This is a genomic window from Massilia sp. 01N410 (assembly GCF_056399665.1).
In genome coordinates this window covers 60,813-74,654 of record NZ_JBFTRV010000012.1, presented here as the reverse complement: position 1 = coordinate 74,654, position 13,842 = coordinate 60,813, and the positions used below count along the sequence as shown (strand labels likewise).

Sequence of the window (13,842 nt, the reverse complement as noted above, 5' to 3'; positions counted from 1 at the left end):
GAGTGATTACATATCGGTAATCTTTTAATAATATCAGTGCGCCGGCGTCGCGTCAGGAGAAAGGAAGGCCTTGTGAAAAAGATGGCGCAGCAGCAGGAAGAAAGGCATGCGCAGCCAATTGCCGCGGATATACAGCATGCCGTGGGCGAGCGGCGTGAAGGCATCCGCGCAGCTCGGGTGGAAGGGGACCAGGGCGCGCAGGAACAGGCGGTCCATCAGCGCCAGCAGCGGACGGCCGGGCGCCTCGCTTTCCATGGCGCGCAGCACGGCGTCCGGCACCGGCGTACCCAGCAGGCGCCGGCAATAACGCAAGGCGTAGAATAGCGGCCGCCCCAGTTCCAGCTCGCGGGCACGCGCCGGCAGGCCGTTCCAGAAGCCGTCCCGGGCGCCGAACTGCAGCAGCAGGCGGTGGATGTCGAACAGGTTGCGCAAGCCATGCTCGAACTCGCCCTCGTAGAACAGGTGCACGGCGCTGTGCAGCACCATGTCGCGCGGCGCCAGCACGTACAGCGGCAGCATGCCGGGCTCGGTATCGGCAAGCGGCACCGCGGCCGCGCGCAGCCTGGCGGGATCGGGACGGCGGTCGGCGGTCTCGGGCAGGATGGCATGGTGGACGTCGATGACGTTGCCGCGGCGCACGTGCTCCATCGGCGGCAGTTCGTGCATCCATTCGCGGTAGTAGCGCTGGTCGTAGGCATCCTGGTGAAGGCTGGCCCAGCCGCTCATCATCAGGGCCCCTTCGACCTCGCCCAGCTGCGCCTTCGGCACCAGGATGTCGATGTCGGAAAATATCCGGCCGCGCCCCGCCGCCAGGCCGGCCATCGCGTAGGCCGCGCCCTTCAGCAGGATCAGCGGCAGGCCGAGACCGGACAGGGCGCGGCCGATCTGCCTCACCTCGTTGCGCACCGCCCGGGCATGGCGCTCGCCGGCCACGCGCGCCCACTCCAGGTGCATGCGCGCCGGCGCCGGCGCCTGGTCGAGCAGTCCGGCATCGTCGAGCAGCATCAGCAGGATGACGCTCATGTCGGCGTTCTCCGCCTGGCGCAGCAGCAGGTCCCAGCCGGCCAGGTCGAGCCCGGCTGCCGCGGCGGGATCGCGCAGTACGCGCAGCAGTACCGGGAACAGCGGTGGCGATGCCGTCATGCGCCGTCCTTCGCCAGTCGTTCGAATAACTGGACAGCCTCGTCCAGTTTACTGTACCGAAACTCGAAGGCCGTGGTCGCGTCGATCAAGGCCCCGAGCGCGCCGAAACCGCGTGCGCCCAGCACCTGGTAATTGAAAGCGTTCTCGGCTACGCCCATGAAGGCGCGCGCCTTCGGCAAAGGCCGCAGGCTGATCGGCGCCTGCGCCTCATATCGCGGAAACACGATGAAGGCCGGCCGGGCCGGTTCCGCCGCGCGCGCAATGCTCTCCGCAGGCGCCTTCAGGTGGGCGATAGTGCCCTTGGCGGTCTTTTCCACGGGCGTACTGAGCACGGCATCGGGGGCGAACGCGCGGATCACGCCGATCGACTGGTTCTTCAGGCTGACCGGACGCGGCAGCGGCAGCACCGTACCGTTGTCCAGGCTGACCAGGGTCATCTCGTCGGACAGCAGGCGCCAGCCGCGCATCACCAGGGCCGCGCACAGGGTGCTCTTGCCGGATCCGGGAGGCGCCGGCAGGACCACTGCGCGGCCGTGCCGCTCCAGCACGGCGGCATGGATGATCAGGTAGGAATGGGCACGGTGCGACACGCACCAGTTCATCACCCATTCGAACATCGGGTAGGCATGCGCCAGCGGCAAGGGCTGGAACGGCGCCACGCCCTCGTAGGCGAAATGGACTTGTGGGCGGAAGAAACGCCGCAGCCTGCCGGCGCGGTGCAAGGACAGATGGAAGTCGGCAAAGCCGCCAGGTTCGTCGACCGGATAATCCGCATACAGCAGCGCAATACCGGTGGCCAGCTGCGGCACGTCGCTGCGGATACGGTTGGCGAACGGTCCGGTGCGCAGGACCAGTCCCGGCCCTGTGAGGCGGGCCGCCAGCTCGCCCTGCGGCAAGTCGCCGACGCTCAGCATGGAAAAGGCTCGACGAGGTCGAGGCGGGCAAGGCCGGCCAGCATGTGCTCGATCATCGCGCGCAGTTCGTCGGTATCGGCCTCGAAACGCGCGGCCAGGCGGTCCGCCAGCGTGGCGGCATCGGCGGGACCGATGCGCAGCGCCAGCAAGACATCGACGGCGGCACCGTCCAGCAGGTGCGTGCCGCCCGACAGGTCGTTGTACAGCACCGCTTCTTCGTCCCACTCCCGGAAAGCAAGCGACTGCCCCGGCACCACACGCCACATGCTCGCTGTCGCCTCGTCAATCGTGGGTGGATTCGAGATAATTCTTGACCTGTTCGGCACTCCACCTGACGCCGGCGGCCGGGCTGTAGTAACCCTTGGTCTGGACGTCGGCCCACATCGCCAGCAGCGTGTCGGTCGACAGGAAACCGATCCTGCCGGATTTGATGTTCAGGTAGGTCGCGATCGCATGCATCGCCAGATTGTACTTGTCGAATTTCTGCGGACTCAGCAGGTTCAGCATCGTCGAGCACAGGTAGCTCGTGTTCTTGGTCTTGACGGTGCAGGACCCGCGGTTGCCCGCCACGTAGAACACGTCGGCAAACCAGGTGTCGATCGAGCATGGCCAGGAGCCGGTGTGGTTCTTCCAGAAGCCCGGCGACAAGCCCTCGCATGCCGGCTTGACGCCGCCGTAATGGCTGCTCATGCCGCCGGACATGGAGCCCGACGGCGACTTGCAGGTCATGAGCTTCAAGGTCGCGTGGCTTTCCAGCGTCGACAGGACGCCGACGGCACCGACACCGGCCTTGGCCAGCCGGCGCCGGGCGGCACCGCGTTCGCTCAAGGACAACGGCGCTGCGTTTCCATTGTTTTCTTGATTTTCGGTAGCCACGTGCGTTATCCCCAAAGATGTGTTGCGATCATGCGAAGCGTTTTTCCACTTCCCATAAAAAGCAAGTTCCGGGCCATGAACAGACTGTTCCGAAAAAAATATTGTAAATCAGGCGCTTAATGCCGACTGTACTACCCGGAAATTTCTATTGTATGCCGGAACGCCGACAAGTGTAAAAATTATCGACGCCTCCCGGCAGACACAATCAGAAGAAACTTTCGGGGATGATCAGCACGTCGCCGGGGCGCATCGGCATGTTCGCCGAGATATCGCCTTCCTTGATCAGGTCGTCCAGGCGGACGTTGAATTTCTGCTGCTTGCCGTCGACCGTGCGGATCACGCTGGCACGGTTGCCGGCGGCGAACTCGGTGACGCCGCCGACCGCGATCAGCACGTCCATCAGGCTCATGTCGCGGCGGTACGCCAGGGCCTGGGGCTTGGCGGCCTGGCCGATCACACGGATCTGTTCGCTGAAATTGCCGACGAAGTTGGTGACGATCACCGTCACCACCGGCTGCTGGATGAACTTGGCGAGCGCTTTTTCGATGTCGCGCGCCAGTTCGGTCGAGGTCTTGCCGGCGGCCGGCAGGTCTTCGACCAGCGGGGTGGTGATCTTGCCGTCCGGACGAACCGGCACCGACATCGACACCTCGGGGTTGCGCCACACCATGATGCTCACGCTGTCGCCCGGTCCGATCAGGTAGTCGGGGTTGGTGACCTGGGTTTGCGGCGGCGGCGTCCTGGTGGCACAGCCGGTCAGGAGCAATGCGAGCGCGGCGGCTGCCGCCACTGTCGTGTGTTTCATCAGGTTCGCCTTGTACTTGCCCACGTCATTCCCTTTCGTCGAACACATATGTTAATAAGTCGCTAACAGCGATGTATTGTATATCATAGTGCTTGAGGAAAAGACCGCGCACGCTTGAAATCTTTCCCGAATACTCTATTTCTGTTGCATTAGATTCTTCACGTACTTCACCGGAATCGCATACGTGATGCCGCTCGGCGCGCTGATCGCGGTTTCCTTCAAACCCTTCACGAACACGGCGTTGATCACCCCCCACACTTCCCCGCTGGCCGGATCGTAGACCGGACTCCCGCTGTTGCCGGGATAGGCCGTGCCGTCGAGCTGGAAGATGTCGTAGGAGGTGCGCTGCAGCTGGACCAGCTGGCGCACGTCGAGCTTGCGCGAACTCAGCGAAGGCATGACCACCGGCGTGATCGCGGCGAGGGTGGCGCGGTGGGTGGCCGCATGCAGGCCCAGCACCATGCCCAGCGGATAACCGGTAAAGGCCAGAGACTGCCCTTCGGCGACGCTGTCGGAATCTCCCAGCTTCAGCGCCGGCAGCGGCGGACCGCTCAGGCGCAGGTGGGCCAGGTCGTGTTCGTTGTCGCGCGCCACCAGCTGGGCCGGGCGGAAACGCACGGTGTCGCCGTCGCTGGTCACGATGCCCAACTGCTCCATGCGCGTCTCGTCCAGCTTTTCGGGCACCACGTGCGCATTCGTGATCACGCTGAGGCCGTCTCCCACCACGAAACCGGTACCGACGAACACGGTCGAGGGACTGCGCGTGCGCTCGAAGGTGCCGACCCCGACCACGGAGCGCTTGACCGTCGGCACCACCGCCGTCAGCTCGGCGCCCACCGCCGGCACGATCATGCAGGCGGCCGCGAAACCGGCCAGCAGCGCCCGCCAGGACCGCCGGCGCGGGGCCGTGCGAAGGGTGGCGGAAGGGCTGCCGAAGCATGTTTCGTTGGTGCACCAACCGTGCACCCCTTTTTGCAATTTAGACATTACAATAAAGCAGTATCTTTTAGAAAGTTGCGATTTCGCAAGTCTACTGCATGAATGCTCCGCATATGAAAGTCCGATGTACTTCCCAGCAATAATTTCACTAAATTAATGCAAACCTGACCCTATCTCCGTGTTTCTTAAAGGAATTTGTGTTGTAGCCGAGGTACGGCTTGTTGAGCTCTTCACATTTTTCGTGTGCTTAATTGCAATTGCAGAGAGTACAAGCGATGATGCGTGAGTATTCCATTTTCCTCTGATTTGGATCAGTAAATGAGTCCAAATCTTTCATGGTGAGATTGAACGATGGCAGAGATCACAGCCACCCTCCTGAACTTCCTTAAAGCAATCGGCAAATACCGCTGGTATGCCGTCGCCATCGCCTGGACCGTCGCCGTCATCGGCTGGGCCGTGGTGCTGCGTCTGCCCAACCAGTACGAGGCCTCGGCCCGTGTCTACGTCGACACCCAGAGCATCCTCAAGCCCTTAATGTCAGGAATGACCACCCTGCCCAACCTGGACCAGCAGGTGGTGTTCATGCGCCGCACCCTGCTCAGCCGTCCGAACGTCGAAAAGCTGATGCGCATGGTCGACCTCGACGTCAAGGCCAAGGATGCCAAGGAGCACGAGAAAATCGTCGACGACCTGATCGCCAAGATCAAGATCGGCGGCACCGAGCGCGACGACATCTATACGATCACCTACGTCTCGGACAACCCGAAACTGGGCAAGGACATCGTGCAGTCCCTGCTGACCATCTTCGTCGAGGGCAGCTTCAGCGGCAAGAAGCAGGACTCGGAAAAGGCCGTGCAGTTCATCGACGACCAGATCAAATCCTATGAAGAGAAGCTGAGCGCCGCCGAGAACTCGCTGAAAGAGTTCAAGATCAAGAACATGGGCCTGCTGCCGCGCGAAGGCGGCGGCGACTTCAGCGGCCAGCTGATCCAGGCCACCGACCAGCTCAGCCAGGCCCGCCTGGAGCTGGCCGAGGCCGAGCAGGCCCGCAACGCGATCCGCCGCCAGATCACGGGCGAGCCGGCCAAGCCCGGCAAGGCGGGCGAGGCCGTGGAAATCCCCGTCACCGATCCGGAACTGGAAAACCGCATCGCCACCGCCCAGAAGAACCTGGACACCCTGCGCCTGCAGTACACCGAGCAGCACCCGGACATCGTCGCCAACAAGCGCCTGCTGGACCAGCTGCTGGCGCAGAAGGCCGACCTGGCCAAGCAGAAGAAGCGCAGCAACGATCCGGGCGCCGGCTACAGCCCGATGCTGCAGCAGCTGAACGTCTCGCTGTCGGCGGCCGAGGCCCACGTGGCATCGATGCGCATCCGTGCCGACGAATATGCGGCCCGCGTCGCCCGCCTGCGCGCCCAGAGCTCGTCGGTGCCGGAAGTCGAGGCCCAGCTGGCCCAGCTGAACCGCGACTACCAGGTCAACAAGGAGAACTACCAGAAGCTGCTCGAACGCCGCGAATCGGCGCGCCTGTCGGGCGACCTGTCGTCCGCCACCGACATGCTGACCTTCCGCGTGATCGATCCGCCGACCGTGCCGACCCAGCCGGCCGGTCCGAACCGCCTGCGCCTGTTCTCACTGGTGTTCGCCGGCGCCCTGGCGGCCGGCATCGCCGTCGCCTTCCTGATGAGCCAGCTGCGCCCGACCTTCCTGAGCCAGGCCACCCTGCGCGACGTCACCGGCGTGCCGGTGCTGGGCTCGATCGGCATGAACTGGACGGCGGAACAGACGGTCCGCCGCAAGCGCCGCCTGGCCGCCCTCGGGGTATCGGTACTGGTGCTGTTCGGGATCTACGGCGCCGGGATGGCAGCGATCCTGTCCCATCCCTCGTTTTAATCGCGGCGCCCCCGCAAAGTTTGCAAGGAGTTCCACGTGAGCATTATCGAAAAAGCAGCCAGCCGCATCGACCGGCAGCGTAGCGCCGCTCCCGCCAGTCCCGTCGCCGCTGGCGGCCTCAACGACAGCGCTGCGCTGCATCCGGTCGCGGACAGCCCGTCCGTGACCGTGGCCGACACCGTCATCCACGAAACCGTGCACGCGGTGCCGGTCGCGCCGGTCCCCGTGAACGAGCAGACGGCCGCGCCGAAGTTCACCACCCGCAAAGTAGAACTGGACCTGGCGCGCATGCGCGAGACGGGCATGGTCACCGCGGCCAGCGGCCGTACGCCACTGCTGGAAGACTTCCGCATCATCAAGCGTCCGCTGCTGCAGCGCGCCTTTGCCGCCCGCGCGCCGGGCGGCAACCCGGGCAACCTGATCATGATCACCAGCTCGCTGCCGGGCGAAGGCAAGACCTATACCGCGATCAACCTGGCGATGAGCATCGCGATGGAGCTCGACCACACCGTGCTGCTGGTCGACGCCGACGTCGCCCGTCCGTCCATCCTGCGCACCCTCGGCCTGCCGCCCCAGCGCGGCCTGATGGACATCCTGGTCGACGACAAGCTCGACATGGGCGATGTCATGCTGCGCACCAACGTCGATACCCTGTCGATCCTGCCGGCCGGCACCAGCACGCCGCGCGCGACCGAGCTGCTGGCCAGCTCGACCATGAGCAACCTGGTCGAGGAAATCGCCAACCGCTATCCGGACCGGATCGTGATCTTCGACTCGCCGCCGCTGCTGCTGACCAGCGAATCGCGGGTGCTGGCCTCGCACATGGGCCAGATCGTGCTGGTGGTCGAGGCCCAGACCACGACCCAGCACGCGGTCAAGGAAGCCCTGAGCCAGCTCGAAGGCATCGACAACGTCAATCTCATCTACAACAAGACCAGGGACATCCCAGGCATCGAAGAGACGTATGACTATCACTACGGCTAAGCGGCCGGCGATCGCGGCGCTTCGGCTCACGCCGCTGGCGCTGGCGGCCATGCTGCTGTCGAACGAATGCCGCGCGGACGACTGGCGCATCGCACCGACCGTCACCCTGCGCGAGACTTACTCCGACAATCTGAACAACCAGAACGACACCCTGGCCAGGAGCGGCTTCGTGACCGACGCCGGTCCCGCCATCAGCGTCAGGAAAGACGGCCGCCGCCTGAAGCTCAGCGCGAATGCCGAGTACCGCCGCTTCGTCTACCAGCACGACGACATCCCGAACGTCCACGACAGCGAGACCCGCTACCAGGCGGCGATGAAGTCCGAGCTGATCGACGATTTCCTGTTCCTGGACGGCGGCGCGAGCCGTTCGCGCCAGGCCGCCTCGGCCTTCGGCCCGGTGGCCGCCAACAGCTATTCGTCGCTCAACAACATCGACGTCCGCACCTGGAGCGTCAGCCCCAGCCTGCGCCACCGCTTCGGCTCGACCGCCGTGGTGGCGGCGCAGTTCACGCGCGACTCGGTGCGCAGCGACCGCGGCGAGGCCTTCGGCAACACCACCGGCAGCAGCACCGCCATCAATGCGATGAGCGGCCCGTCGTTCCGGGAACTCGGCTGGAACCTGGCGTACAACCGCCAGGAGCTGGGCTCCACCATCAGCGGCGATTCCAGATCGCAGACCGGCAACGCTGGCCTGCAGTGGCGGCTAGATCCGCACCTGAACCTGACGGCCAATGCCGGCTACGACAAATTCGAATATCCGGCATTCAACCAGCGCACCAAGGGGCCGAACTGGTCGCTCGGCTTCATGTGGGCGCCGTCGGCGCGCACCAGCGTCAATGCCACCTTCGGCCACCGTTACTTCGGCAAGACCGGTTCGCTGCTGGCCAGCCACCGCACCCGCCACAGCAGCTGGAGCCTGAGCTACAGCGACGCGATCACGACCACCCGCGCGCAATTCCTGCTGCCGGCCACGGTGGACACCGCCAGCCTGATCGACAGCATGCTGAGGACCGCGTATCCGGATCCGGCCGAGCGCGCGCAGATGGTGGCGACCTATATGGCGGCCAGCGGCCTGCCGCCGTCGCTGCCCAACACCATCAATTACCTGAGCAACCGCTACGCCCGCAACAAGCACCTGCAGGCCGGCGCCCTGTTCCGCGGCGCGCGGACCGACCTGGCGATCAGCGTGTTCGCGGACCAGCGCAACGCGGTATCGCTGCAGCAGTCCGACAGCACGCTGCTGCCCAGCCAGTTGAGCACCCTGAACGACAACACGCGCCAGCGCGGCGCCAGCGCCAACGCCAGCTACAAGCTGTCCTCGAGCACGCAGGCGCAGGCCAGCCTGTACGCGGCGCGCATCCAGTCCATCGATACCGGCTTGATCAACAACCTCAGGCAGATGAGCCTGGGCCTGAACCGGCGCTTCGACGCGAAGACCATCGGCACGCTCGACGTGCGCCACTCCACCGGACGAGCCGGCCTGTTTACCAGCGACAAATATCACGAGAACGCACTCGTGGCGACGCTGTCGGTCCGGTATTAAGCAAGCGGAGCATTCACATGTACGAGACCTTTTACGGATTTTCCGCCAAACCCTTCCAGCTGCGCCCCGACCCGCACTTCTTCTTCGGCAGCAAGGGTCACAAGCGCGCCATGGCCTACCTCGAGTACGGCCTGTCGCAGGGCGAAGGCTTCATCATCGTCACCGGCGAGGTCGGCGCGGGCAAGACCACGCTGGTACGCAACCTGTTCAACGGCCTGCCCTCGGACCAGATCGTGGCGGCCCACATCGTCAACACCCACCTGGATCCGGACGACACCCTGCGCATGGTGGTGTCGGCCTTCGGCCTGCCGTACGAGGGTGCGAGCAAGACCGACCTGCTGACGCGCCTGGAAAAATTCCTGTGCGACGTCGACCACCAGGGCAAGCGCGCCCTGCTCGTCATCGACGAGGCCCAGAACCTGTCGGCGCGCACGGTCGAAGAGCTGCGCATGCTGTCGAACTTCCAGACCGACGACAAGTCGCTGCTGCAGACCTTCCTGCTCGGCCAGCCGGAATTCCGCGCCACCCTGCACAGCCCCGGCATGCAGCAGCTGCGCCAGCGCGTGATCGCCAGCTACCACCTGGGCCCGATGGATGCGCAGGAGACCCGCGCCTACATCGAGCACCGCATGGCGACGGTCGGCTGGAACGGCGACCCGTCCTTCGACGACGGCGCCCACGCCGCCATCTATGCCTACAGCGGCGGCATTCCGCGCAAGGTCAACACCCTGATGGACCGCGTGCTGCTGATGGGCTACCTGGAAGAGATGCATGCCTTCACGGAAGCAGACATCAACACCGTGATCAGCGACATCAGCGAAGAATTCCAGCTGCCCGGCGCCAACGGCGATTCGCTGGCGGCCGGCAGCCCGGCCGTCCTCGCCCAGGACCTGCACGTCGGCGAGATCCGCACCGCCGACATGCGCGTCGAAGAGCGCCGCGGCAACAGCGTCGAGATGCTGGACGAACGCATGATGCGCCTCGAAAAGTCGATCGTTTCCGTGCTGTCGATCCTGAAGAAGATCGTCGCCACGCCCCAGGGGGCGGTAACCCAGCCAATGGACAACCAAGAATGAACATGGTCGAACTCGCCCCGCGCCGCCTGCCGGCGCCGGGGGAACGCATCCGCAACGCCATGACCTGCGATGTCGAGGACTACTTCCAGGTGTCGGCCTTCGCTCCCTACATCGACCGCGCCAGCTGGCCGGAACGCGAATGCCGGGTCGAGGCGAACATGGACCGCATCCTGGCCCTGTTCGAACGCCATGGCGTGCGCGCCACCTTCTTCACCCTGGGCTGGATCGCCGAGCGCTATCCGCAGGTGGTGCGCCGCATCGTCGCCGGCGGCCACGAGCTGGCCAGCCACGGCTACGGCCACCTGCGCGCCTCCGACCAGACCCGCGCCGAATTCGCCAACGACATCCGCTCCGCCAAGGCGCTGCTAGAAGACATCGGCGGCCAGGCCGTTCTGGGCTACCGCGCGCCCAGCTTCTCGATCGGCCGCGCCAACCTGTGGGCGCTGGACGAGCTGCTCGACGCCGGCTACCGCTACAGCTCCAGCATCTACCCGATCGCCCACGACCACTACGGCATGCCGGAAGCGCCGCGTTTCGCCTTCTACCCGAACGGTCCGGACGGCCTGCTGGAAGTGCCGATCACCACCGTGCAGATGCTGGGCCGGAACCTGCCGGCCGGCGGCGGCGGCTACTTCCGCCTGCTGCCCTATGCGCTGTCGCGCTGGATGATGGCCAAGGTCAACCGCGCCGACCGCCAGCCCTCGCTGTTCTACTTCCACCCGTGGGAGATCGACACGCAGCAGCCGCGCCCCGCGGGCCTGGACGCCAAGTCGCGCTTCCGCCACTACGTCAACATCGACCGGATGGAAGCCCGCATCGAGGCCCTGGCGCGCGATTTCGCCTGGGACCGCATGGACCGCATCTTCCTGAACCAGGAATGAGGCGAGCATCATGGAAGACCTGCTGCTGCTGATCCACCGGATCCCCTACCCGCCCAACAAGGGCGACAAGATCCGCTCCTACCACCTGCTCAAGCACCTGTCCCGCCACTACCGGGTTCACCTGGCAACCTTCGTCGACGATCCCGACGACTGGCAGTACGTGCCGCACGTGGAGGCACTGTGCGCGAGCAGCCATTTCGCGCGCATGAACCCGCTGCTGTCGCGCGTGCGCAGCCTGGGCGCGCTGCTGAAGAACCGCTCGCTGTCGCAGGAATACTACCGCGATGCCGGCATGGCGCGCTGGGTCGACGACACCCTGGCCGCGCACAGGATCGACCGCGTGCTGGTGTTCTGCTCGCCGATGGCGCAGTACGCCGAGAACCACCGCAGCGCGCGCCGCGTGATCGACTTCTGCGACATCGACTCCGAAAAATGGCGCCAGTACGCCGAGCAGAAATCCTTCCCGATGAACCTGGTCTACCGCTACGAGGCGAAGCAGCTGCTGCGCTACGAGCGCCAGGTGGCGCGCGACTACGACGCCTCGCTGTTCGTGTCGGCCCCCGAGGCCGAGCTGTTCCGCAGCCTGGCGCCGGAAAGCGGCCCGAAGATCGGCCACTTCAGCAACGGCGTCGACACCGAGTATTTTTCGCCCGAGCGGCCGTATGAGAATCCGTTCGCGGCCGGCGAGCGCGCCCTGGTCTTCACCGGCGCCATGGATTACTGGCCGAACATCGACGCGGTGAAGTGGTTCGCCGCCGAAGTCTTCCCCACGGTGCACCGGCGCTTCCCTGACGCCCGCTTCTACATCGTCGGCTCGCGTCCGGCGCCGGCGGTGCAGGCCCTGGCCCAGCAGCCGGGCGTGGTGGTGACCGGCACCGTCCCCGACGTGCGCCCCTACATCGCCCACGCCGCCGCCGCGGTGGCGCCGCTGCGGATTGCGCGCGGGGTCCAGAACAAGGTACTGGAAGCGATGGCGATGGCAACCCCGGTGGTGGTATCGCCGCAGGCGCTGGAAGGCATCGACGCCGTCCCCGGCAGCGAACTGGTGCTGGCCGACGAACCTACCGCCTTCGCCGACGCCTGCGCCGCCCTGCTCGAAGGACAGGACGGCGCCATCGACGCGATCGGCCGCGCCGCCCGCGACAAGGTCCAGCGCCGCTACAGCTGGTCGAGCAACCTGGCATGCATCGGAGAGAGCCTCGAATGTTCCTGAAACCCCCACCCGAAGTGCTGGGCGCTACCATCGCCGCTCCGCACCCGTCCATGTCGCGCGCCCGCGCGGCCATGATCGTGCTGGCCCTGCTGGCCCCGTTCGCCCTCTATTTCGGCACCGTGCGCTCGATCGTCGGCCTGTGGAACAGCTCCGAGACCTTCGCCCACGGCTACGTGATCCTGCCGATCAGCCTGTGGCTCATCTGGCGCCGGCGCGAGAATTTCAGCCTCTATCCGGTACAGCCCTGGGCCCCGGGCCTGGCGCTGGTCGCGCTGCTCGGCGCCGGCTGGCTGGCGGCCCAGCTGGGCGAGGTCCAGGTAGTGTCGCAATACACCTTCGTCGCCATGTTCCCGGCGATCGCGCTGGCCCTGCTGGGACCGCGCCTGGCCGGCTCGCTGACCTTCCCGCTGCTGTTCCTGCTGTTCGCGGTGCCGTTTGGCGAAGCCTTCGTCGGCCCGCTGATCCAGTTCACCGCCGACTTCACGGTGGCGGCGGTGCAGGCCACCGGCATCCCGGTCCTGCGCAGCGGCACCCGCTTCGAGCTGCCGACCGGGAACTGGTCGGTGGTCGAGGCCTGCAGCGGCGTGCGCTACCTGATCTCCTCGATCACCCTGGGCTGCCTGTACGCCTACCTCACCTACCGCTCGACCATGCGGCGCGCGCTGTTCATCGGCCTGTCGGTCGTGGTGCCGATCCTCGCCAACGGCCTGCGCGCCTACATGATCGTGATGATCGGCCACCTGTCCGGCATGGCGCTGGCCACCGGCGTCGACCACCTGATCTACGGCTGGCTGTTCTTCGGCCTGGTCATGTTCATCATGTTCTGGATCGGCAGCTACTGGCGCGAAGACACCACCGAGCCGGCGGCGGCAACGGCGGCAGCGGCCTCCGGCACCACGGCGGCGGCACCGTCGCTGCGCGAACGCGTCGGCAAGGGCGTCCCGGCGCTGGCCGCCGGCGTGCTGGCCGTGTGCGCGCTGTGGCCGGCGCTGGCCCTCTACGGCGAGCAGGCCAACCACAACCCGGCCCCGGTTTCCCTGGGCGAGGTGGCCGTCGGCTGGCCGCAGGCCGCGCCCTTCGCCGACTGGAAGCCGGACTACATGGCGCCCGACGTCGACTTCGTGCGCAGCTACCGCCGCGACAGCGTGCCGGTGGCGCTGAACCTGCTGTACTACCGCAACCAGGACCGCAGCAAATCCCTGATCAGCTCCCTGAACCGCCTGGCCGGCTACAAGGACACCTGGCACGAGACCGAGAGCGCGAAGCGGGTCGAAACCGCCGGCGGCCGTCCGCTGACCGTGCGCGAGACCGTGCTGCGCGACGGCGGCAAGGGCCTGCTGGTGTGGAGCTGGATGCGCATCGGCGGCCACGACACGACCAGCAATGCGATCGGCAAGCTGTACCAGGCGGGATCGAAGGCGATGCTGCGCGGCGACGACGGCGCGGCGCTGATGCTGTCGGTGCCCTTCGACGAGCATCCGGAAGCGGCGCGGGCCGCCCTGCGCGCCTTCGTCGCCGACAACCTGAAGGCGGTCGACGCGGCGCTGGCCCACGCCGCCGCCACGCATTGAG

General features: G+C 66.0%; 13 protein-coding genes. 7 read left to right on the top strand and 6 right to left on the bottom strand.

The window, feature by feature from the left end:
• Positions 1 to 33: 33 nt before the first annotated feature.
• From AC1DOP_RS16840 to AC1DOP_RS16815, 6 genes are all read right to left on the bottom strand, one after another.
• On the bottom strand, positions 34 to 1,143 hold the full coding sequence (locus AC1DOP_RS16840) for a nucleotidyltransferase domain-containing protein (RefSeq protein ID WP_477252338.1): 1,110 nt from the start codon (positions 1,141 to 1,143) through the stop codon (positions 34 to 36).
• Positions 1,140 to 2,057: an HprK-related kinase A gene (locus tag AC1DOP_RS16835; protein ID WP_442122933.1), complete on the bottom strand. Its 918-nt coding sequence runs from the start codon at positions 2,055 to 2,057 to the stop codon at positions 1,140 to 1,142. Before AC1DOP_RS16835 ends, AC1DOP_RS16840 begins: the two co-directional genes overlap by 4 nt.
• On the bottom strand, positions 2,051 to 2,323 hold the full coding sequence (locus tag AC1DOP_RS16830; RefSeq protein ID WP_442122932.1) for an HPr-rel-A system PqqD family peptide chaperone: 273 nt from the start codon (positions 2,321 to 2,323) through the stop codon (positions 2,051 to 2,053). The genes AC1DOP_RS16835 and AC1DOP_RS16830 overlap by 7 nt, the downstream gene beginning before the upstream one ends.
• A 16-nt stretch (positions 2,324 to 2,339) precedes the next feature.
• Complete coding sequence (locus AC1DOP_RS16825) at positions 2,340 to 2,885, bottom strand: hypothetical protein (protein WP_442122931.1); 546 nt, start codon at positions 2,883 to 2,885, stop codon at positions 2,340 to 2,342.
• Between the two features lie 253 nt (positions 2,886 to 3,138).
• A complete protein-coding gene (locus AC1DOP_RS16820; protein WP_442122930.1) occupies positions 3,139 to 3,738 on the bottom strand; it encodes an XrtA/PEP-CTERM system exopolysaccharide export protein in 600 nt (199 codons plus the stop codon).
• Positions 3,739 to 3,873: 135 nt separating this feature from the next.
• Entirely contained in the window at positions 3,874 to 4,725 is an 852-nt protein-coding gene (locus AC1DOP_RS16815; protein ID WP_477252335.1) for a S1C family serine protease, read from the bottom strand.
• A 303-nt stretch (positions 4,726 to 5,028) separates the two neighbouring features.
• On the opposite strand from AC1DOP_RS16815, the gene AC1DOP_RS16810 reads away from it, so the two are divergent.
• From AC1DOP_RS16810 to xrtA, 7 genes are read left to right on the top strand one after another with little or no spacing between them, the layout of a single operon-like run.
• Positions 5,029 to 6,573 carry an XrtA system polysaccharide chain length determinant gene (locus tag AC1DOP_RS16810; RefSeq protein ID WP_442122928.1) on the top strand — a complete coding sequence of 515 codons (1,545 nt, stop codon included), beginning with the start codon at positions 5,029 to 5,031 and terminating at the stop codon, positions 6,571 to 6,573.
• A gap of 36 nt (positions 6,574 to 6,609) precedes the next feature.
• On the top strand, positions 6,610 to 7,557 hold the full coding sequence (locus AC1DOP_RS16805; protein WP_442122927.1) for an XrtA-associated tyrosine autokinase: 948 nt from the start codon (positions 6,610 to 6,612) through the stop codon (positions 7,555 to 7,557).
• On the top strand, positions 7,538 to 9,100 hold the full coding sequence (locus AC1DOP_RS16800) for a TIGR03016 family PEP-CTERM system-associated outer membrane protein (RefSeq protein ID WP_477252332.1): 1,563 nt from the start codon (positions 7,538 to 7,540) through the stop codon (positions 9,098 to 9,100). Before AC1DOP_RS16805 ends, AC1DOP_RS16800 begins: the two co-directional genes overlap by 20 nt.
• Before the next feature lie 17 nt (positions 9,101 to 9,117).
• Complete coding sequence (locus AC1DOP_RS16795) at positions 9,118 to 10,176, top strand: XrtA/PEP-CTERM system-associated ATPase (RefSeq protein WP_442122925.1); 1,059 nt, start codon at positions 9,118 to 9,120, stop codon at positions 10,174 to 10,176.
• The gene (locus AC1DOP_RS16790) at positions 10,173 to 11,057 is read left to right on the top strand and encodes an XrtA system polysaccharide deacetylase (protein ID WP_442122924.1); all 885 of its coding nucleotides are present in this window, start codon (positions 10,173 to 10,175) and stop codon (positions 11,055 to 11,057) included. The genes AC1DOP_RS16795 and AC1DOP_RS16790 overlap by 4 nt, the downstream gene beginning before the upstream one ends.
• Before the next feature lie 10 nt (positions 11,058 to 11,067).
• On the top strand, positions 11,068 to 12,270 hold the full coding sequence (locus AC1DOP_RS16785) for a TIGR03087 family PEP-CTERM/XrtA system glycosyltransferase (protein ID WP_442122923.1): 1,203 nt from the start codon (positions 11,068 to 11,070) through the stop codon (positions 12,268 to 12,270).
• The gene (gene xrtA / locus AC1DOP_RS16780; protein ID WP_477252330.1) at positions 12,261 to 13,841 is read left to right on the top strand and encodes an exosortase A; all 1,581 of its coding nucleotides are present in this window, start codon (positions 12,261 to 12,263) and stop codon (positions 13,839 to 13,841) included. The genes AC1DOP_RS16785 and xrtA overlap by 10 nt, the downstream gene beginning before the upstream one ends.
• Position 13,842 lies beyond the last annotated feature (1 nt).